At 67.5% G+C, this 19,499-nt stretch carries 15 protein-coding genes, 1 other RNA gene and 1 pseudogene; 10 read left to right on the top strand and 7 right to left on the bottom strand.

Going from position 1 to position 19,499, the window contains the following annotated elements; translation table 11 throughout:
• Positions 1 to 48: 48 nt before the first annotated feature.
• The 3 genes from F1642_RS00115 (at position 49) to pheS (ending at position 4,032) form a co-directional block, all read left to right on the top strand.
• Positions 49 to 1,404, top strand: a complete 1,356-nt coding sequence (locus F1642_RS00115; RefSeq protein ID WP_194885137.1) for a cytochrome P450 — start codon at positions 49 to 51, stop codon at positions 1,402 to 1,404.
• Positions 1,405 to 1,467: 63 nt separating this feature from the next.
• Positions 1,468 to 2,874, top strand: a complete 1,407-nt coding sequence (locus tag F1642_RS00120) for a sodium:alanine symporter family protein (RefSeq protein ID WP_194885138.1) — start codon at positions 1,468 to 1,470, stop codon at positions 2,872 to 2,874.
• Positions 2,875 to 2,949: 75 nt separating this feature from the next.
• Positions 2,950 to 4,032: a phenylalanine--tRNA ligase subunit alpha gene (pheS, locus tag F1642_RS00125; protein ID WP_127897976.1), complete on the top strand. Its 1,083-nt coding sequence runs from the start codon at positions 2,950 to 2,952 to the stop codon at positions 4,030 to 4,032.
• 42 nt (positions 4,033 to 4,074) lie between these two features.
• Here pheS and F1642_RS00130 read toward each other — a convergent pair whose 3' ends face one another.
• The 4 genes from F1642_RS00130 to F1642_RS00145 form a co-directional block, all read right to left on the bottom strand.
• A complete protein-coding gene (locus F1642_RS00130) occupies positions 4,075 to 4,389 on the bottom strand; it encodes a TM2 domain-containing protein (RefSeq protein WP_239441282.1) in 315 nt (104 codons plus the stop codon).
• 171 nt (positions 4,390 to 4,560) lie between these two features.
• The gene (locus tag F1642_RS00135) at positions 4,561 to 4,860 is read right to left on the bottom strand and encodes a TM2 domain-containing protein (protein WP_194885449.1); all 300 of its coding nucleotides are present in this window, start codon (positions 4,858 to 4,860) and stop codon (positions 4,561 to 4,563) included.
• Positions 4,861 to 5,064: 204 nt separating this feature from the next.
• Positions 5,065 to 5,886, bottom strand: coding sequence for a hypothetical protein (locus tag F1642_RS00140; RefSeq protein ID WP_194885139.1), 822 nt, complete (start codon positions 5,884 to 5,886; stop codon positions 5,065 to 5,067).
• The gene (locus F1642_RS00145) at positions 5,883 to 6,290 is read right to left on the bottom strand and encodes a hypothetical protein (protein WP_194885140.1); all 408 of its coding nucleotides are present in this window, start codon (positions 6,288 to 6,290) and stop codon (positions 5,883 to 5,885) included. The genes F1642_RS00140 and F1642_RS00145 overlap by 4 nt, the downstream gene beginning before the upstream one ends.
• A gap of 171 nt (positions 6,291 to 6,461) precedes the next feature.
• On the opposite strand from F1642_RS00145, the gene pheT reads away from it, so the two are divergent.
• Entirely contained in the window at positions 6,462 to 8,849 is a 2,388-nt protein-coding gene (gene pheT, locus F1642_RS00150) for a phenylalanine--tRNA ligase subunit beta (RefSeq protein WP_194885141.1), read from the top strand.
• Between the two features lie 266 nt (positions 8,850 to 9,115).
• Here pheT and ffs read toward each other — a convergent pair.
• Positions 9,116 to 9,214: signal recognition particle sRNA small type (ffs, locus tag F1642_RS00155), an RNA gene on the bottom strand.
• Positions 9,215 to 9,264: 50 nt separating this feature from the next.
• Positions 9,265 to 11,124 carry a bifunctional 2',3'-cyclic-nucleotide 2'-phosphodiesterase/3'-nucleotidase gene (locus F1642_RS00160; protein ID WP_255522018.1) on the bottom strand — a complete coding sequence of 620 codons (1,860 nt, stop codon included), beginning with the start codon at positions 11,122 to 11,124 and terminating at the stop codon, positions 9,265 to 9,267.
• Positions 11,125 to 11,456: 332 nt separating this feature from the next.
• Between F1642_RS00160 and F1642_RS00165 the strand changes: the two genes are divergently transcribed.
• A complete protein-coding gene (locus tag F1642_RS00165) occupies positions 11,457 to 11,915 on the top strand; it encodes a hypothetical protein (RefSeq protein ID WP_046000145.1) in 459 nt (152 codons plus the stop codon).
• 6 nt (positions 11,916 to 11,921) lie between these two features.
• Here F1642_RS00165 and F1642_RS00170 read toward each other — a convergent pair whose 3' ends face one another.
• Positions 11,922 to 12,782 carry a prephenate dehydratase gene (locus F1642_RS00170; protein ID WP_194885142.1) on the bottom strand — a complete coding sequence of 287 codons (861 nt, stop codon included), beginning with the start codon at positions 12,780 to 12,782 and terminating at the stop codon, positions 11,922 to 11,924.
• Positions 12,783 to 12,902: 120 nt separating this feature from the next.
• Here F1642_RS00170 and F1642_RS00175 point away from each other — a divergent pair, with 120 nt between their 5' ends.
• The 5 genes and pseudogenes from F1642_RS00175 (at position 12,903) to F1642_RS00195 (ending at position 19,424) form a co-directional block, all read left to right on the top strand.
• Positions 12,903 to 13,436, top strand: coding sequence for a cytochrome c family protein (locus F1642_RS00175; RefSeq protein ID WP_046000146.1), 534 nt, complete (start codon positions 12,903 to 12,905; stop codon positions 13,434 to 13,436).
• Between the two features lie 142 nt (positions 13,437 to 13,578).
• Entirely contained in the window at positions 13,579 to 15,435 is a 1,857-nt protein-coding gene (locus tag F1642_RS00180) for an extracellular solute-binding protein (protein ID WP_194885143.1), read from the top strand.
• A gap of 102 nt (positions 15,436 to 15,537) precedes the next feature.
• Positions 15,538 to 16,620, top strand: coding sequence for a microcin C ABC transporter permease YejB (locus F1642_RS00185; protein ID WP_046000148.1), 1,083 nt, complete (start codon positions 15,538 to 15,540; stop codon positions 16,618 to 16,620).
• Complete coding sequence (locus tag F1642_RS00190) at positions 16,620 to 17,723, top strand: ABC transporter permease (RefSeq protein ID WP_194885144.1); 1,104 nt, start codon at positions 16,620 to 16,622, stop codon at positions 17,721 to 17,723. The genes F1642_RS00185 and F1642_RS00190 overlap by 1 nt, the downstream gene beginning before the upstream one ends.
• Positions 17,724 to 17,788: 65 nt before the next feature.
• Positions 17,789 to 19,424 (top strand): annotated as a pseudogene (locus F1642_RS00195) (ABC transporter ATP-binding protein).
• Positions 19,425 to 19,499: the final 75 nt, after the last annotated feature.

Here is a 19,499-nt window from a genome sequence, read left to right on the forward strand (position 1 = left end):
CCCCGCGGCCCCAGCTTTGTAGGACAGCCCCAGCCAGAGGCCGCCGCCATGTTCGACCTGCCCCAAGCCGATCCCGCCAAGGTGCCGTTGGCGACCGTCCCCCTTGGCCTGTGGGGCACGGCCATGACCGCGCGCCGCAATGTGCTGGAACTGATCCCCGCCATTGCCACGCGCCAGCCCATCGTGTCGGGCAAGACCGGCGTCAGCTGGCACATGGTGATGGACCCGACCGCCTTGCGCCGGATCCTCAAGGAGAAGCTGGACGACTATCCGAAATCGGTGACGACCAAGCTGATCCTGAACCCGGCCATCGGTGACAGCCTGTTCGTGGCCGAGGGTGCGCATTGGCGCTGGCAGCGCCGCGCCGCCGCCCCGGCCTTTGCACAACGCCATGTCGAGGCGCTTGGCCCAGTGATGACCGCCGCCGCCGAGGCGTCCTGCCGCCGTCTGGCGGGCGCGCGCGGCCCGGTCGATCTGTTCGAGGAGACGGTGGCCGCCACCTTCGACGTGATTTCCGATGTGACCTTTTCCGGCGACGGGATGTTCGATCGCGATGCAGTGCATCAGTCGATCGACGCCTATATTGCGCAGACGGCCAAACTGTCGCTGATGGACGTGCTGGGCATGCCCGCCTGGCTGCCGCGGCCGGGGCGGCTGTTTTCCGGTCCGGGGCTCAAGCGGATGAAGGCCATCGCCGACCAGTCCATCGCCACCCGCGCGCAAGCCGCCGAAAAGCACGGGCCGCCCGACTTGCTGGACCTGTTGCTGGTCGCGCAGGACCCCGAGACCGGGCGCACGATGACCCGCGACGAGTTGCGCGACAACCTGCTGACGTTCATCGTGGCGGGGCACGAGACGACCGCCCTGACGCTGGCATGGGCGCTGTATCTGATGGCCTTCGCCCCCGACATCCAGGAGGCCGCCGCCGAGGAGGCGCGCCGTGCCTTGGGCGACCGCGCCGCCACCGCCGCCGATCTGGGCGCGCTTCCCCTGACCATGCGTATCGTGAACGAGACGTTGCGCCTGTACCCGCCCGCGGCCTTCCTGTCGCGCACCGCCCAGGCCCGCGACACGCTGTGCGGGCGCCAGATCAATCCCGGCGATACGGTCATGATGCCGATCTATGCGCTGCACCGGCATCACCTGCTGTGGGACCGGCCCGACGCCTTCGACCCCGACCGCTTTCTGACCGCGCCCGACCGCTATGCGTTCCTGCCCTTCGGCGCGGGGCCGCGCATCTGCATCGGCGCCAGCTTTGCCCTGCAGGAGGCGGTGATCATCCTGTCGACGCTGCTGGCGCAATTCCGCTTTGCCCGCGTGCCGGGGCGAGAGCCGCAGCCGCGCATGATCCTGACGCTGCGCCCCGAAGGCGGGGTCTGGCTGACCGTGACGCCCCGCGACTAAGCGGCTTGCGATTGCTCACATGGCTGTTACAGACTGCCTCTTGAAAAGGCAGCGGAGAACGCCATGACCGCCATCATCGATTTCCTCAACACCATCTTCTGGGGCTATGTGCTGATCTACGGCCTGCTGGCCGTGGGCATCTACTTTACCCTGCGCCTGGGCTTCCTGCAGTTCGTCCACTTCGCCGAGATGTGGCGCTGCGTGCGCGGATCGGGAGAGACGGACAAGGACGGCATCACCCCGTTCCAGGCACTGTCGGTGTCGCTGGCCAGCCGCGTGGGCACCGGCAACATCGCGGGGGTCGCTGTGGCGCTGACGCTGGGCGGGCCGGGCGCGATCTTCTGGATGTGGATGGTGGCACTGGTCGGCATGGCCACGGCCTATGCGGAATCGACGCTGGCGCAGCTTTACAAGGTGCACGGGTCGGACGGGATGTATCGCGGCGGACCGGCGCAATACATCGCCCGCGGCCTGGGCCTGCCCTGGCTGGCCGCACTGTTCGCGGTCGCGCTGATCGTCGCCTTCGGCCTGGTGTTCAACGCGGTCCAGGCCAACTCGATCGCGCAGGCGGTCGAGGGCGCCTTCGGCATCGGCGCGGGCATGGTCGGCATCGGCGTGGCCATCCTGTCGGGCATCATCATCTTCGGCGGCATCCCCCAGATCGCGCGGGCGGCCCAGTTCATCGTGCCGATCATGGCGGGTCTCTACCTGCTGGCGGCGGTTGTCATCCTGGTGATGAACATCACCGAGGTGCCGGGCATCCTGGGCGGCATCGTGCGTTCGGCCTTCGGCCTGCAGGAGACCGTTGGCGGGGTCGCGGGCGGCGTCGCGGCGGCGATGCTGAACGGGGTCAAGCGCGGCCTCTTCTCGAACGAGGCCGGCATGGGCTCGGCCCCCAACATCGCCGCGGTGGCAGTGCCCAACCCGCATCACCCCTCCAGCCAAGGCTTCGTGCAGGCCCTGGGCGTCTTCATCGACACCATCCTGGTCTGCACGGCCACGGCGGTGATGATCCTGCTGGCCGATGTCATGCCTTCGGACCAGCTGACCGGCGTGAACCTGACCCAAGCCGCGCTGACCGACCATTTCGGCGGCTTCGGCCAGATCTTCGTGGCGGTGGCGATCTTCTTCTTCGCCTTCACCTCGATCATCGGCAACTATTCCTATGCCGAGAACGCCATCGTCTATCTGGGCGCGGGCAAGCCGGGCATCATGGTCCTGCGGCTGGCGGCACTGGGCATGGTGGTCTGGGGCTCGCTGCAGGCGGTCACGACCGTCTTCAACTTCGCCGATGCCAGCATGGGGCTGATGGCCACGATCAACCTGATCGCCATCGTCGCGCTGTCGGGGACCGTCGCGGTCGTCACCCGCGACTATCTGCGCCAGCGCAAGGCAGGGCACGAGCCGACCTTCCGCATCGGCGATCACCCCGGCATCGCGCCGGGCGTGAACCGCGACATCTGGAAATAAGGCGGCACGGGCGCGCGGTCTTTACCCCGCGCGCCCGGCCATGCTAACGCGGGCGCAACCAGGAAAGGCCCCGCGATGGACGATCTGACCCCCCTGCGCCAGCAATGGCTGGACCGCATTTCTGCCGCCTCCGACCCTCAGGCCATCGAGGACGTGCGCCTGTCCGCGCTTGGCAAGAAAGGCGAGCTGAGCCTGATGATGCGCGAGCTGGGCCGCATGTCCCCCGAGGAGCGCCAGACCACCGGCAAGGCGCTGAACCAGATCCGCGACGAGATCGACGCCGCCCTGCGCGCGCGCAAGCTGGCGCTTGAGGATGCGGCGCTGGACGCGCGTCTGCGCGACGAATGGCTGGACGTGACCCTGCCGGGCCGCCCGCGCCGTCAGGGGTCGATCCACCCGATCAGCCAGGTCACCGACGAGGTCACGGCGATCTTTGCCGACATGGGCTTTGCGGTCGCCGAAGGGCCGCAGGTTGAAAGCGACTGGTACAATTTCGACGCCCTGAACATCGCCCCCGAACATCCCGCGCGGCAGGAGCACGACACCTTCTTCATGCACCGCGCGCCGGGCGACGACCGTCCGCCCCACGTGTTGCGCACCCACACGTCGCCGGTGCAGATCCGCGCCATGCAGGATCACGGCGCCCCGGTCCGCGTGATCGCGCCGGGCCGCGTCTATCGCATGGACATGGACCAGACGCACACGCCGATGTTCCACCAGATCGAGGGCGTGGCCATCGACCGCGACATCAGCATGGCGCATCTGAAATGGACGCTGGAGGAATTCTGCCGGGCCTTCTTCGAGGTGCCGTCGGTCGAGCTGCGCTTTCGCGCCAGCCATTTCCCCTTCACCGAACCTTCGGCCGAGGTGGACATCCGCTGTTCCTGGGAGGGCGGCCAGCTGAAGATCGGCGAGGGCAATTCCTGGCTGGAGATCCTGGGTTCGGGGATGATGCATCCGCATGTCCTGCGCTCTGGCGGGATCGACCCGGATCAGTGGCAGGGCTTTGCCTTTGGCATGGGCATCGACCGCATCGCGATGCTGAAATACGGCATCCCCGATCTGCGCGCCTTTTTCGAAAGCGACCTGCGCTGGCTGCGCCACTATGGCTTTGCAGCAGGCGACGTGCCGAGCGTCAGCGGCGGGCTGTCGCGCTGAAGGCTGCGCGCCCTAGCGATCGAGGGGCGCGCGCCGTGGACGTCAGGCGGTGAATGGAACGCCCGGTGCGGATGCGGGGAAGGCGGTTGGGTGCGGTCCGGAATGACCCCCGAACTCTACGGCCAGCCTTTGCCGCAGGGCGTCCTGATCGGCCCTGATGATCCCGGGGATCAGGAACAGATCGACGAACGCCCAGATCCCGACTGCGGCCAGCATGATCAGCCCGACCCCGAGGATCAGCGTCATCCAGCCCAGCACCCACAGGATCAGCATGGCGACTGCCGTGCCGGTCTTGCCTAGATAGAATCGGTGCGCCCCGAATCCACCCAGAAAAACCAGCAGAAGATAGGCGATCACAGGCGACCTGGTGTCGTTCGTGACACGCTGTTCGATAAGGATTCGCTGTTGGGTATCAAGGGGCACGTCGAAATCTCCGGATCTGAAAAGGGAATGTCTATAGTTGACCGCCCTAGCACGGGCCGCCTTTACAGATCACGGAAACTTCAACCTCAGGTTAACGGCGCGCCATCACCGCAGCCGCCGCCGGATGTCCTCGCGATCCGCGCGGACCATTCCGGGGATCAGGAACAGGTCGATGATGCACCACAGCACCACAAAGCCAACCGCGGGCCAGCCGATCAGGATCGGCGTCAGTAGCCAGCCCACTGCCCAGACCGACAGCATGAACAGTCCGCTGATCCAGCGGCCCAGATACATGCGGTGCACGCCGAACCCCCACAGGAAGATCAGCAGCAGATAGGCGATCAGCGGCGATTTCGCCTCGTTGGCCACCCGCTGCTCGATCAGCAATTCGCGCTGCACATCCATCCGCAAGGCTCTCCTGTTCCATGTCGCGCCCGCCATCCGGGCGCATTGCAAAGATAAGAACGCCCCGCCGCCACGCAAGATCCGCACCGCAGAACCCGGCGGACCCTGTGCGCGGTCGGTGACCCCGCGATGCCCGCGGCGTTCCGGAAGCATCACCGACCACGGCGCCGTGCCCCAGGCCGATGGGATCGACAGCGTCCGGGGTCAGTCTACGCGCTCGAACCGCTCGAACACCAGGCCCACGGGGCGGATCGGTGCGCCGGGCTGGTCGGGGCGGTTCACGTCCGTCAGCGCCATCCGGTACTCTCCGGGTTCCAGCACCACCGGCCCCAACCGGGCGTCCACGCTGCCGTCCCGGTCGTCGGCCTGCGCCACCACCGCCCCGTCCCGCGAAAACAGCGCCAGCTTGGCATCGACGCCGACCAGTTCGCCATAGGCGCTGACAATCAGCGCGGTCTCCCGGTCCAGGGTGAAGGTCAGCCATTGCGCGGTGCCGTCCTGCAGGACGACCGTCTCGCGGTCGGCGGCCAGATCGATGGCCTGCATCGGATAGTCGCCATCCGTGGGCGGCGCCAGCTCGCCCTTGCGCCAGGCGGTGCGCAGATAGCTGTCGCGGTCCAGCGCCTCGACGCTGACGGTGATCGTGCCCTCGACCGAGGAGATCGGCGCGACACCCAGGCAATAGTCGCCTCCGGCCAGACCGCTTGGGAAATCGAGGCGCGCGTTCAACCCGTCGGCATCGTCGTTGGCGGCGATCTGCGTGCCCGACCCGTCGAACAGGATCATGTTCGGGTCCAACCCGTCGCTGACCGCGCGCAAGGTCACGGAGGCGCTGCCGTCCAGCGCGAATCGCAGATAGCGGACAGTGCCGTCCGTCTGCGCCTCAATGGGCAGGGCGGCGTTCAGCGGCCCCTGGCCCAGGGTCTCGGCAGGCGTTTCAGGGGTGCAGGCGGCGATGGTCGTGTCCACGGGATCGACCAGCAGGGCGGGCATGTCGGGACGCGTCAGCTGGACGGTCGCGGTCATGTCCGGGTCCCCGACGGGATCAGCCGCACGCAATAGTCGCCCGGTCCGACGGACTGTTCGATCCGCGAATTCAGCCCGACGGCATCGTCATTCTCGGCCAGCAGGTCGCCGTCGGGGGTTTCCAGCCTGATCGACGGGTCGCCGTCCGACATCGCCTCCAGCCTCAGGGGCTGCATGTCGCCCGTCACCCGGAACATCGCATAGGGGTTGGTGCCGGCGGTCGTGGTCATCTGCCGCGACAGCGCGGCCCCCGCCGCGGTGATGTCGCTGGCATCGGGATCGTCGCCCAGCCAGGTGGCGGGCTGACCGGAACACTGTGGCTGTGCCGGGGCGTCCTGCGCCTGCGCGGGCAGGGCTGCCAGCAGCAGGAGGGGCAGGGGGGCAAGACGGGACATGAGACTCATGATGACACCTTCGGTTTGCTTCGCGCTACAGTTGCACCCTGCGCAGGGCCCGGCAAGCGTGGTGACGGGCCGGGGATTCGGGGAAAACCGCTGATCCGGCTTGACCCAGGACGCATGGCACGGTTCAAGGCGGCAAAGTCCCCGCGCGGGCCGACCCGGAAGGCAGACGCCATGAAGTTCACCCTCTCCTGGCTCAAGGAGCATCTCGACACAACCGCGACCATCGACCAGATCGCCGAGGCGCTGACCGATCTTGGCCTGGAGGTCGAGGAGATCGCGGACCCCGCCGCCAAGCTGGGGACCTTTATCCTGGCGCGGATCGATCATGCCGAACAGCATCCCGATGCCGACCGCCTGCGGGTCTGCCGGGTGATGACGGACGAGGGCGAAAAGCAGATCGTCTGCGGCGCGCCCAATGCGCGGGCGGGCATCACGGTCGTGCTGGCCAAGCCCGGCGATTACGTCCCCGGCATCGACACGACGCTTGGCGTGGGCAAGATCCGCGGCGTCGAAAGCCACGGCATGATGGCCAGCGAACGCGAGCTGGAGCTGTCCGAAGAGCATGACGGCATCATCGAGCTGCCGTCCGGCGAGGTCGGTCAGCGCTTCGTCGACTGGCTGGCGCAGAACGCGCCGGACAAGATCGACCCGATGATCCACATCAAGATCACGCCGAACCGCCCCGACGCCCTGGGCGTCCACGGCGTCGCCCGCGACCTGGCGGCGCGCGGCCTGGGCACGTTGAAGGCCGTGACGGTCGATGCGGTGCCCGGCGCCTTTCCCTGCCCGGTGGGGGTGACGATCGACGCGGGCGTGGCCGCCAAGGCGCCGTTCTTTGCCGGCCGCGTGGTGCGGGGCGTGACGAACGGCCCGTCGCCCGCCTGGCTGCAGAAGCGCCTGCGCGCGATCGGCCTGCGTCCGATCAATGCGCTGGTGGACATCACCAACTTCTTCACCTTCGACCTGAACCGGCCGCTGCACGTGTTCGACGCGGGCAAGGTCGCGGGCGACCTGATCCTGCGCGGCGCACGGGCCGGAGAGGAGCTGGTGGCGCTGGACGACAAGACCTATGCCCTGCCCGAAGGCGCGGTGGTGATCTGCGACGACAACGGCATCGAGAGCATCGCGGGCATCATGGGCGGCGCGGCATCGGGCGCGTCCGAGGAGACGCGCGACGTCTTCATCGAGGCCGCCTATTTCGATCCGATCAGCACCGCCGCCACCGGCCGCGCGCTGAAGATCAATAGCGATGCGCGCTATCGCTTTGAACGCGGCATCGACCCGGCCTTCACCCTGCCAGGGCTGGAGCTGGCCACGCGCATGGTGCTGGACCTGTGCGGCGGCGAGGCCTCCGAGGTGGTCACCGCCGGCGCGCTGCCCGACACGGGTCGCGCCTATCGCCTGGACCCCGCACGCACCAGCCGCCTGGTCGGCATGGATATCAACGAGGCCGATCAGCGTGCCACGCTGGAGGCCCTGGGGTTCCGGCTGGAGGGCGAGATGGCGCATGTCCCCAGCTGGCGTCCCGACGTGCTGGGCGAGGCCGACTTGGTCGAGGAGATCGCCCGCATCGCCAGCCTGACCAAGCTGCAGGGCAAGCCCCTGCCGCGGGCCCAGGCCGGGGTGCCAAAGCCCGTGCTGACGCCCCTGCAGGTCCGCGAGAAGACCGCGCGGCGCATGGCGGCGGCCTTGGGCTACAACGAATGCGTGACCTACAGCTTCATCGACCAGGCCTCGGCGGCGCTGTTCGGCGGCGGGGACGATGCGGTGCGCGTCGAGAACCCGATCAGCAGCGAGATGAGCCATCTGCGCCCCGACCTGCTGCCCGGCCTGCTGCAGGCCGCGGCGCGCAACCAGGCGCGCGGTTTCGCCGATCTGGCGCTGTTCGAGCTGGGCCCGGTCTTTTCGGGCGGAGAGCCGGGCGAGCAGGCGGTCCGCATCAGCGGCCTGCTGGTCGGCCAGACCGCGCCGCGCGATCCCTTCGGCAGCCGCCGCAAGGTGGACCTTTACGACGCCAAGGCCGATGCCGAGGCGATCCTGAACGCCATCGGCGCGCCTGCGCGTGCGCAGATCAACCGCAAGCTGGATGGCTGGTGGCATCCGGGGCGTGCGGGCAACATCGCGTTGGGTCCGAACGTGCTGGCAACCTTCGGCGAGATCCACCCCAAGGTCCTGCGCCAGATGGACGTCAAGGGGCCGGCCGTGGGCTTCACGATCCAGCTGGCCGCGGTGCCCTTCCCCAAGGTCAAGACGCCCACGCGCCCCGCGCTGGAGCTGTCCGAACTGCAGGCCGTCGATCGCGATTTCGCCTTCGTCGTGGATGCGGGGGTCGAGGCGCTGACCCTGGTCAACGCCGCCGCCGGGGCCGACAAGGCGCTGATCGCGGGCGTGTCGGTCTTTGACCAGTTCCAGGGGTTGGAGGGGGGCCAGAAATCGCTGGCCATCACCGTGCGCCTGCAGCCGCGCGACAAGACCCTGACCGATGCCGACATCGAGGCGGTCAGCCGCAAGATCGTCGAGAAGGTCGAGAAGGCCACGGGCGGCCGCCTGCGCGCCTGATCCGTCCGGTCACGGACATGAAAAGACCCCGCCCGGTGGTCCGGGCGGGGTCTTTTCATGTCGGCCGTCTGGCGCGTCTCAGAAGATCAGCGACAGGATGCCGATCACGACCAGCAGGCCGATGATGAAGATGATGCCGGCGGCGCCGCCGATGAACTTGAGCATGTCGGTCTCCTGTTTGTTACGCAGGACAACCGGAAAGGCGCGCTGTTGTTCCCCGGCACGGACCGCGCGGTGCAGGAAAACCGGATGATCATGCGGGAAAACGGTGAGAGGCTGGACAACGACCCATGCGGGACTCGTTACGGCTGCTTCCTTCCGGACCTGACCGATTTGGCGAGGCGCTTGCCCGCGCCAACCTCTCGGGCGCACAGATAGGATGGTCGCGCGGCGGATGCAAGCCCATGCGCACGGCTTACAGCGACAGGCGCATCACCGCGAAACCGTCCTCGTTCAGTCCCACGCCCTGCAGCCGGTCTGGTTCGGGCAGGGGACGGTCCAGCGCGGCGGGCGCTGTCTCGAACAGGACGGTGGTGCCGGGCTGGGACGCGAAGGCCCAGTTGGGCCGGGCCGGAATGCGGACCCGCCGCAGCTGTCGGACATAGCGGCGCAGAACGTCCAAAGTCAGCGCGTCACGGTCCAGGATCACCCGGTTGCACGAGACCAGCGGACTGAACAGCTCGCAGCTTGCCAGCCGATACGAGTTCGTGGCCAGCACGAAGGCCTGGTCGTCCGCGACGGGCCGGGTCTGCCAGGTCAGGTCGCGGATGCGGTGGGCATTCGGGGCGGCAAGCCGCCCGTCGGGGTGAAACCGCGCTGGGGCGGACAGGTCGATCCGCCAGCTGACCCCGTCGATGACGTCGAAGTTGTAGGCCGGAAACTCGGGGTTCAGCAGCGGCGCGTCGCGCGTGCCGGGTTGGACGCGGTGAAACAGGCTGGCCGAACGTTCCAGCCATCCCCGCAGCTGCGCGCCCGTCAGGCGGATGGCGGTGATCCGGTTCGGAAAGGAGTAGAGGTCGGCCAGGTGCCGCAGGCTCAGCGTGCCCGCCGGAACGTCGGTGTAATGCTGCGGCCCGCCCCGCCCCCCGGCCCGATAGGGCGCCGAGGCCGACAGCACCGGCAGGTCCGCATCCGGCGTGCCCGCCAGCCGCTGCCGGACATGCCAGCGCTGTGCGAGGTTCACCAGGCGCAGGCCACAATCATGGCCGATCACCGCGAAATGGCTGTTCAGGGGTTGCACCGTGCGGCCGATGCGCGTGGACAGCTGCCGCAGCGTGGCCTTGTGCGCGGTCGCCACCTGGCGCGCCACCAGCACCGCGGTCGGCATCGCCGGCGTGACCGATTCGGCGCGCACGGCAAAGCGGTCGACCGCCAGCCCGCCATCGGCCCGCGGGGCAAAGCGCAGGTCGATCACCCCCAGATGCGATCCGCCAAAGCCGGGCATGACCGCGGGCTTGCCCGCCAGCGTTCCCCGATCGGCGTCGATGCCGGGGCGGCCGCGCCAGCGGGGGCCGGGAAAGACCTCGTGCGTGTGGCCGGCGATCAGCACGTCGATGCCGGGCAGGGTGGCCAGCGCATGGGCGGCGTGCTCCATCCGGGGCAGGGGCTCGGGGCCGCCGATGCCGCTGTGGGCCAGCGCCACGACCAGATCGACCCCTTGGGCGCGCAGCCGCGGCACCAGGCGGCGGGCACAGTCCAGGATGTCGTCGCTGCGCATGACGGCGCGCAGGTCTTGGTCCCATTCCTCGGTCTGGGGCGGCAGAAAGCCGATCACGCCGATGCGCAGCGGCAGGCGGTTGCCCTGCGGGTCGGTCAGCTCACGCTTGATCACGCAGGTGGCGGCGAAATCGGCGCCGCGGCGCACGGTCAGGTTCGCGGCCAGCATCGGAAAGCGCGCCCGTGCCACCGCGCGCCGCAGAAAGGGCAGGCCGAAGTTGAAATCGTGGTTCCCCAATGCCGCCGCGTCATAGCCAAGCGCGTTCATCGCCGCGATGGCCGGGTGGGTGCCGGCGAAGGGTCCGCTGCGCCGCGCGACCAGGTCGCCCATCGGACCGCCCTGCAGGAAATCGCCGTTGTCCAAGAGGATGCTGGCATGCGGCCCGGTCCGCCGCGCCTCGATCAGCGATGCGGTGCGCGCCAGCCCGATCCGGTCCGACGGACGATCCGCCAGGTAATCGTAGGGCAGCAGGTGCATGTGCAGGTCGCTGGTGGCCAGGATGCGCAGCGTCATGCCGTCCGGGGGCGGATCATCCGCGGCCGTTGCGGGCATTTGCATCGTCTTCCTGTCAAACATGTGATCGCCCGACGCCGCGTTGCGCATGCCGTCATGTCCTTTCCGGGCACGGACGACATACCGATACCATGCTTACTGTATACAATTCGAACCACACAACCAAAGATTGAAGAACGCACGCTTTATCAGGTCATTGTGGCACAGAATTTCACAAATCCGAAACGTTGCGATGAATTCGGGCGCGCCTTGGTTTTCGGGTGCCATGATCGCGGTTTGGTAATCCCCCGGTTGAACCTGCCGCGCGATCCGGATTATCTGCCAAGGGAGGGGTCGGCGGTCCTGGCCGCCCCGGATGGGTCATTGGGTCGTTTCAGATGAAGTTCTCCACGCGGATCGACACGGACCTTCCCGCGGAACGCCTGTTCGAGGTGGTCGGGAATTTCGACGCGCTGGAACGGATGGTGATCGGCCGCGGCGCAACCGTGGCGCGCATCGATCCGTCGAACGAACCGGGGATCGGCATGGGCTGGAACATCGGGTTCGACTGGCGGGGCAAGGCGCGGCAGCTGCGGCTGGCCGTCACGCGGTTCGACCGCCCCGAACAGATGATGATGGCCGGTCATTCCGATGCGCTGGACCTGACGGTGGTGGCCACCGTCGTCGCGCTGAGCCGCGTCAAGTCGCGCCTGATCTTCGAGACCGAGGTTCGCCCGCGCAACATGAAGGCCCGGCTGATGCTGCAGACCGCCAAGCTGGGCAAGGCGCAGCTAGACCGCCGCTATCAGCGCCGGATCGAGGATTTCGTCCACCAGATGCGCAACTTTGCCCGCTAGGCAGGATCAGTCCGCCATGCTTGCCTGTCGCTGCGTCTCGCGCAGCGGATCGGCCGGATAGACGCCCAGGATGTCCAGGCTGGAGGTGAAGAAGCGCAGCTCGTCCAGCGCGCGGGCGACGTTCGCGTCCTCGGGGTGACCCTCGATGTCGGCATAGAACTGGGTCGCGGTGAACACGCCGTCGACCATGTAGCTTTCCAGCTTGGTCATGTTCACGCCGTTCGTCGCGAACCCGCCCATCGCCTTGTAGAGCGCTGCCGGGATGTTGCGGACCCGGAAGACAAAGCTGGTCAGCATCCGCTCGGCGCGCCGGCTGTCGTCGGCCTGGCGCGACATGATCAGGAACCGCGTCGTGTTGTTCTGCCGGTCCTCGATCCGGTCGGCCAGGCGGTCCAGACCATAGATCTCGCCCGCCAGGGGCGCGGCCAGCGCGGCCAGCGACGGATTGCCGCGCGCGGCGACCTCCTTGGCGGAACCGGCCGTGTCGGCCCCGGTGATCGCGTGGATGGCGTTCCGGCGCAGGAACCCGCGGCACTGGCCCAGCAGGACGGTGTGGCTCATCGCCTCGCGGACCTGATCCAGGGTCGTTCCGGGCACGGCCAGCAGGCTGATATGGACGCGCACGAAGGCCTCGTCGATGATGCGCAGGCCGGATTCGGGCAGCAGGTGATGGATGTCGGCCACCCGGCCATAGGTCGAATTCTCGACCGGCAGCATGGCCAGATCGGCGTCGCCCGCGCGCACGGCCTCGATGACGTCTTCGAAGGTGCGGCAGGGCAGGGCCTCCATTCCAGGGCGCGCGCTGCGGCAGGCCTCGTGGCTGTAGGCACCCGGTTCTCCCTGGAACGCGATGCGATTCGTGGTCATGGCCGAGCCCCCGCTGTTCTAAATTTGAGCGTGCCGGGGTAACTATACCTTGATCCTTGAAAGCGAAAGCGGATACATACCGCACGACCTGACGAGCTTACCAAGGCGGGACCGCACGCGATGTTCAATACGATGACCCTGACCAAGGCAGCCGGCGCCTTCATTGGCGCGCTGCTGTTTTTGATGCTGGCCAACTGGGCGGCCAGCGGCCTGTTCACTGTCGGACATGGCGGCGGTCATCACGGCGACGAGGAAATTGCGCAGGCCTATACCATCCCGGTCCCGGAAACCGTCCCCGCGGGCGAAGAGGAAGCGCCGCTGGACTTTGCCGCGCTGATGGCCTCGGCCGATGCGGCCGCGGGCGAGCGTGAATGGGCCAAGTGCCGGTCGTGCCACGCCCTGGACGGCAGCGACGGCGTCGGCCCTCACCTGAACGGCGTCGTCGGACGTCCGACCGCCAGCATCGACGGGTTCAGCTATTCCAGCGCGATGACCGAACATGCGGCCGAATACCCCACCTGGGATCCCGACCACCTGCAGGCGTTCCTGGAGAACCCGCGCGGCTTCGTCTCGGGCACCGCGATGAGCTTTGCGGGCATCCGCGATCCGCAGGCCCGCGCCAACCTGATCGCCTATCTGGAAACCAATCCCTGATCGGTCCCGCCCGACCGTACGCCATCCAGGAAACCCCGGCCCGGCGCCGGGGTTTTTTCATGGCCCGCGTTCACGAAATCGCGGCTTGAAGCCCGGCCCCCCGCTGGCCTAGCCTCTCGCTGGTCCAGACCGGAGAGACGACATGCGCCACGCCGCCCGCCTTGCCACGCTGCTTCTTGGGATCGCCGTGGTCCCAGCCTGGGCGCAGGACGCGGCCGGCGATCCGACGGTCGTCAAGACGCATGGCATCGCCACCTTTGGCGAGCCCGCACTGCCCGCGGACTTTCCGCATCTGCCCTACGTGAACCCGGACGCGCCCAAGGGCGGCGAGATGTCCCAGCACGGCATCGGCACCTTTGACAGCTACAATCCGTTCACCTTCCGCGGTCGCGCAACCGCGCCCGCCACCATCATGCTGGAGCGTCTGATGGCGCCGGTGCTTGACGACCCGTATTCAGATTATTGCCTGATCTGCGAAACGATCGAGTATCCGGAAAGCCGCGATTGGGTCATCTTCAACCTGCGCCCCGAGGCGCGGTTCAGCGACGGCAGCGCCCTGACGGCGGATGACGTGCTGTTTTCGTTCGAGTTGCTGCGCGACAAGGGCTTTCCGTCCTTCAGCGAGGCGATCAAGCGTCTTGTCGAAAGCGCCGAAGTTCTGGACCCGCACCGTATCAAGTTCACATTCCGCGAGGACGCGCCGCGACGCGATGCCATCGGGCAGATGGGCGCGCAGATCGTCTTTTCGCGGGCTGACTTCGAAGAGAACGCTCGCGACATCCAGCAGACCAGCACGACGCCGTTCCTGGGGTCCGGCCCCTATGTCTTCGACAGCGCGGATTTCGGGCGGTCGATCACGATGCGGCGCAACCCGGACTATTGGGGCAAGGACCTGCCCATCAACAAGGGCCGGCACAATTTCGACACCTTGCGGTTCGAGTATTTCGGCGATTTCGACGCGGCCTTCGAGGCGTTCAAGGCCGGCATCTACACCTTCCGGGTCGAGCCGTCCGAACAGCTGTGGTCGACCGGCTATGACTTTCCGGCGGTGGCGGCGGGCGCCGTCATCAAGGAGGAGATCCCCGACGGCGTGATCGCATCGGGCGATGCCTGGGTCTTCAACCTGCGGCGCGACAAGTTCAAGGACATCCGCGTGCGCGAGGCGATCGGGCTGATGTTCAACTTCGAATGGTCGAACCAGGCGCTGTTCTATGGCATGAACACCCGGCTGGACAGCTTCTGGGACAACAGCGACCTGCAGGCCGAAGGCCCGCCCACGCCTGAGGAACTGGCGCTGCTGGAGCCCGTCGCGGCCGATCTGCCGCCGGGCATCCTGACCGACGATCCGGTCTCGGCCCCGGTCAGCGGCGAACGCCAGCTGGACCGTGGCAACGCGCGCCGGGCGGCAGCGCTGCTGGATGAGGCGGGCTGGACGACCGGCACGGACGGCATGCGCCGCAACGCCGCAGGCCAGACGCTGCGGGTCGAGTTCCTGGACTTCAACCAGAGCTATGACCGCATCGTGAACCCTTATGTCGAGAACCTGCGTGCGATCGGCGTGGACGCGGTCCTGTCGCGGGTCGATCCGTCGGAACTGACCACCCGCACCCGCAGCCATGATTTCGACATCGTGCGCGACAGCCTGGGCAACGGTTACGGCATCGGCGGCGGCACGGCGCAGGCCTTTGGGTCCGAGCACAGCGACGACGTGTTCAACCCAATGGGCCTGGCCAACCCCGCCATCGACCGCCTGATCGAGATCGGCAGCGCCGCCACGACGGACGCCGAGAACCGCGTCGCCATCCGCGCGCTGGACCGGGCGCTGCGCAGCCTGCGCTTCTGGATCCCGCAATGGTACAAGCCGGTGACCACGGTCGCCTATTGGGACGTCTATGACCGCCCCGAGACCCTGCCCACCCTTGGCCTGGGGGTCACGGACTTCTGGTGGTACGACCAGACCCGCGCGGACGAGCTGCGGGCGGCGGGCCAGCTGCGCTGAGACGGCGATGCGCTTGATTTCCCGGCGCGGATTGCCGACAAGCCCAGATAACGACAAGGCCCCGCCAAGGGGCACGGACCCAACGGGGAAGGGCATGCGCTGATGGGCGCCTACATCTTGCGGCGACTGCTGCTGATCATCCCGACCCTGATCGGGATCATGGTGGTGAACTTTACCCTGACGCAGTTCGTCCCCGGCGGCCCGATCGAACAGATCGCGGCCCAGGTCCGGGGCGAGGGCGACGTGCTGGGCAACCTGGCCGGCGCCACGGCCGACAGCGCCGAACAGCTGGGCGGCGACGCGGGATACGAGGGTGCGCGCGGCCTGCCCCCCGAATTCATCGCCCAGCTTGAAAAGGAGTTCGGCTTCGACAAGCCCCCGGTCGAGCGGTTCTTCTCCATGATGTGGAACTACATCCGCTTCGATTTCGGGACCAGTTGGTTCCGGTCGATCAGCGTGATGGACCTGGTCGTCGAGAAGATGCCGGTCTCGATCACGCTGGGGCTGTGGTCGACGCTGATCGCCTATGTCATCTCGATCCCGCTGGGCATCCGCAAGGCGGTGCGCGACGGATCGCGCTTCGACACCTGGACGTCGGGCGTGATCATCATGGCCTATGCGATCCCGGCCTTCCTGTTCGCGGTCATCCTGATGGTGCTGTTCGCGGGCGGCAGCTATTGGCAGATCTTTCCGCTGCGCGGCCTGACATCGGACAATTTCGCGGACCTGTCGGTCTGGGGCAAGGTCAAGGACTATGCCTGGCACGCAGCCCTGCCGGTGATCGCGGCCACGATCAGCAGCTTCGCGACGCTGACGCTGCTGACCAAGAACAGCTTCCTGGACGAGATCAACAAGCAGTACGTGATGACCGCGCGGGCCAAGGGGCTGACCGAACGCCGCGTCCTGTACGGCCACGTCTTCCGCAACGCGATGCTGATCGTGATCGCGGGGTTTCCAGCGATGTTCCTGGGCGTGTTCTTCGGATCAAGCATCCTGATCGAGACGATCTTCTCGCTGGACGGGCTGGGGCGCCTGGGCTTCGAGGCGGCGGTGCAGCGCGACTATCCGGTGATCTTCGGCACGCTGTATGTCTTCGGCCTGATGAGCCTGGTGGTCGGCATCCTGTCGGACCTGATGTACGTCTTTGTCGATCCGCGCATCGACTTTGAGAAGAGGGCGGGCTGATGGCGATGTCGGAACTGAACCGTCGCCGCTGGCGCAACTTCCGCCGGAACGGACGCGCCTTCTGGTCGCTGGTGATCTTTGCGGTCCTGTTCGTGACCGCGATGTTCGCCGAGATCGTGGCCAACGACAAACCCATCGTCGTCCGCTATCAGGGCGAACTGTACTGGCCCGCCTACAACTTCTATCCCGAGACCGCGTTCGGCGGCGATTTCGGGACCGAGGCGATCTATCGCGACGAGGCTGTGCAATGCCTGATCGTGTCGGGCGGCCGCGAGGAGTGCTGGGACGAGCCGGAGGGCTTCATGGCGGCGGTGCGGTCGGGTTCGACCGATGTGCCCAAGGCCGAACAGGGTTGGATGATCTGGCCGCCGATCCCCTATCACTACCGCACCATCAACAACGTCGGCACCGCGCCTTCCGCGCCCGACGGCAATCACCTGCTGGGCACGGACGACACCGCGCGGGACGTGCTGGCGCGGGTGATCTACGGGTTCCGCACCTCGATCCTGTTCACGCTGATCGTGACGGTGGTGGCCTCGACCATCGGCATCACGGCGGGCGCGATCCAGGGCTATTTCGGCGGCCGCACCGACCTGGTGTTCCAGCGCGTGCTGGAGATCTGGGCCTCGACGCCCAGCCTTTACGTCATCATCATCCTGTTCGCGATCCTGGGGCGCAGCTTCTGGCTTCTGGTCTTCGTCACCATCCTGTTCGGCTGGCCCGCGCTGGTGGGCGTGGTGCGGGCGGAATTCCTGCGGGCGCGGAACTTTGAATATGTCCGCGCGGCGCGCGCCCTGGGCGTCAGCGACCGCAAGATCATGTTCCGCCACATCCTGCCCAACGCGATGGTCGCCACGCTGACGATGATGCCCTTCGTCGTCACCGGCACGATCAGCGGCCTGGCCGCGCTGGACTATCTTGGCTATGGCCTGCCCGCCGGATCGGCATCCTTGGGAGAGATGGCGCTGCAGGCGAAACAGAACCTGCAGGCGCCCTGGCTGGCCTTCTCGTCCTTCTTCACCTTCGCGATCATGCTGTCGCTTCTGGTGTTCATCTTCGAGGGCATCCGCGACGCCTTCGACCCCAGAAAGACCTTCCGATGAGCGATCAGCCCGTCCGCCCCGCCCCCGGCGCCCCCGCGGCCGTGGCCGAGAGCCATGGCGGCTCGATGCCCGGCGCGTCGCAGGCGCGTCCCGTGCCCGCCCCGTCCAGCGATGCCGTGCTGGCGGTCAGCGACCTGCGCATCGGGTTCCGGTCCGAAGGCGTCCTGACCGCGGCCGTCAAGGGCGTCAGCTTTCACATCGACCGTGGTGAGACCGTGGCCCTGGTGGGCGAATCCGGTTCGGGCAAGTCGATCACGGCGCTGTCCACCGTGCAGCTGCTGGGCGCCTCGGCCGAGGTCCAGGGGTCGGTGAAATACGCGGGCCGCGAGATGGTCGGCGCATCGGACCGCACCCTGCGCGACATCCGCGGCAACGACATCAGCTTCATCTTTCAAGAGCCGATGACCTCGCTGAACCCGCTGCACACGCTGGAAAAGCAGCTGTCGGAAAGCCTGGCGCTGCACCAGGGGCTGTCGGGCGCCAAGGCGCGGGCGCGGATCATCGAACTGCTGACCCGCGTCGGCATCCGCGACCCGGAAACCCGCCTGGCCGACTATCCGCACCAGCTGTCGGGCGGTCAGCGTCAGCGCGTGATGATCGCGATGGCCCTGGCCAACGGTCCCGACCTGCTGATCGCGGATGAACCCACCACGGCGCTGGACGTGACCATCCAGGCCCAGATCCTGGCCCTGCTGGCCGAGCTGAAGGCCGACGAGGGCCTGTCGATGCTGTTCATCAGCCACGATCTGGGCATCGTGCGCCGCATCGCCGACCGCGTCTGCGTGATGAAGGACGGAGAGATCGTCGAACAGGGCGCGGTCGAGGACATCTTTGCCCGGCCCCAGCACCCCTATACCCGCAAGCTGCTGGCCGCCGAGCCGACCGGGCAGGCCGATCCCATAGCCCCCGATGCGCCGGTCCTGGTCGAGACGCGCGACCTGAAGGTCTGGTTTCCCATCAAGCGCGGCCTGCTGCGCCGCGTGACGGGGCACGTCAAGGCGGTGAACGGCGCGACCCTGTCGCTGCGCACGGGAGAGACCCTGGGTATCGTCGGCGAATCGGGATCGGGCAAGACCACGCTGGCCCTGGGCATCATGCGCCTGATCGAAAGCGACGGCCCGATCCTGTATCTGGGCCAGGACATCCAGGCCTGGACCAGCGGCCAGTTGCGCCGCCTGCGCCGCGACATGCAGATCGTGTTCCAGGACCCCTATGGCAGCCTGTCGCCCCGCATGACGATCGAGCAGATCATCACCGAGGGCCTGGGCGTGCACGGGGTCGAACCCGGCCGCGACCCGCCGCCAGCTGGTCACCGAGATCATGACCGAGGTCGGGCTGAACCCCCAGATGATGCACCGCTATCCGCACGAATTCAGCGGCGGTCAGCGTCAGCGCATCGCCATCGCCCGCGCGATGATCCTGCGCCCCAAGGTCGTCGTCCTGGACGAGCCGACCAGCGCGCTGGACATGACCGTGCAGGTGCAGATCGTGGATCTGCTGCGCGACCTGCAGCGGAAATACGGTCTGGCCTACCTGTTCATCAGCCACGACCTGCGCGTGGTGCGCGCGATGGCGCATCACATCATGGTCATGCGCGCCGGAGAGGTCGTCGAACATGGCAGCGTCGCGCAGATCTTCGATGCGCCCCGGCAGGATTACACCCGCGCCCTGCTGCGCGCGGCCTTTCCGATCCACGAATGAAGATCCTGTTCGTCCACCAGAACTTTCCGGGCCAGTTTCCGCATCTGGCCCCGGCCCTGGCCGCGCGCGGGCACC

Origin of the sequence: Paracoccus sp. NBH48 (genome assembly GCF_015390265.1) — a bacterium.
GTDB lineage: Bacteria > Pseudomonadota > Alphaproteobacteria > Rhodobacterales > Rhodobacteraceae > Paracoccus > Paracoccus marcusii.

Excerpts from the sequence above, each read along its gene's own strand:
- F1642_RS00115 (WP_194885137.1), top strand. The coding sequence starts at position 49 with ATGTTCGACCTGCCCCAAGCCGATCCCGCCAAGGTGCCGTTGGCGACC.
- F1642_RS00145 (WP_194885140.1), bottom strand. The coding sequence starts at position 6,290 with ATGAGTCTCATGTCCCGTCTTGCCCCCCTGCCCCTCCTGCTGCTGGCA.
- F1642_RS00165 (WP_046000145.1), top strand. The coding sequence starts at position 11,457 with ATGAAGTTCTCCACGCGGATCGACACGGACCTTCCCGCGGAACGCCTG.
- F1642_RS00135 (WP_194885449.1), bottom strand. The coding sequence starts at position 4,860 with ATGGATGTGCAGCGCGAATTGCTGATCGAGCAGCGGGTGGCCAACGAG.
- F1642_RS00170 (WP_194885142.1), bottom strand. The coding sequence starts at position 12,782 with ATGACCACGAATCGCATCGCGTTCCAGGGAGAACCGGGTGCCTACAGC.
- F1642_RS00185 (WP_046000148.1), top strand. The coding sequence starts at position 15,538 with ATGGGCGCCTACATCTTGCGGCGACTGCTGCTGATCATCCCGACCCTG.
- pheS (WP_127897976.1), top strand. The coding sequence starts at position 2,950 with ATGGACGATCTGACCCCCCTGCGCCAGCAATGGCTGGACCGCATTTCT.
- F1642_RS00190 (WP_194885144.1), top strand. The coding sequence starts at position 16,620 with ATGGCGATGTCGGAACTGAACCGTCGCCGCTGGCGCAACTTCCGCCGG.
- F1642_RS00175 (WP_046000146.1), top strand. The coding sequence starts at position 12,903 with ATGTTCAATACGATGACCCTGACCAAGGCAGCCGGCGCCTTCATTGGC.
- F1642_RS00180 (WP_194885143.1), top strand. The coding sequence starts at position 13,579 with ATGCGCCACGCCGCCCGCCTTGCCACGCTGCTTCTTGGGATCGCCGTG.
- F1642_RS00120 (WP_194885138.1), top strand. The coding sequence starts at position 1,468 with ATGACCGCCATCATCGATTTCCTCAACACCATCTTCTGGGGCTATGTG.
- F1642_RS00160 (WP_255522018.1), bottom strand. The coding sequence starts at position 11,124 with ATGCAAATGCCCGCAACGGCCGCGGATGATCCGCCCCCGGACGGCATG.
- pheT (WP_194885141.1), top strand. The coding sequence starts at position 6,462 with ATGAAGTTCACCCTCTCCTGGCTCAAGGAGCATCTCGACACAACCGCG.
- F1642_RS00140 (WP_194885139.1), bottom strand. The coding sequence starts at position 5,886 with ATGACCGCGACCGTCCAGCTGACGCGTCCCGACATGCCCGCCCTGCTG.